Annotated in this window: 1 protein-coding gene; it reads left to right on the forward strand. The window is 66.5% G+C overall.

Annotation, left to right across the window (positions count from 1 at the left end; genetic code table 11):
* Window positions 1-245: hypothetical protein (locus tag AB0T83_RS20505; protein ID WP_366195037.1), on the forward strand; the 245-nt coding region annotated here is incomplete at both ends.

The following is a 245-nucleotide window of genomic DNA, read 5'->3' on the forward strand; positions in this document are numbered from 1 at the left end:
TCACCCTGCCCGCTGCCGGCACCGCCGTGCAGGTCCGCGTGGCCGTCATCGATGACGCTCTCACCGAGTCCACCGAGACTGTCATCCTGGGCGCTGGTTCCTCTTCCAACCCCTTGGTCTCCACCGGCGACACCGGCTCCGGTTCCATCACCGATGACCGCAGCTCCACTCCGGGCGATAACCCCAATGTGGATGCCGATACCACCGCCAACGTCGTCATCAGCGACGCCACCTCCGTGGCCGAG

The organism is Meridianimarinicoccus marinus, assembly GCF_040689105.1.
In the GTDB taxonomy this organism is placed as follows: Bacteria; Pseudomonadota; Alphaproteobacteria; order Rhodobacterales; family Rhodobacteraceae; genus Meridianimarinicoccus; species Meridianimarinicoccus marinus.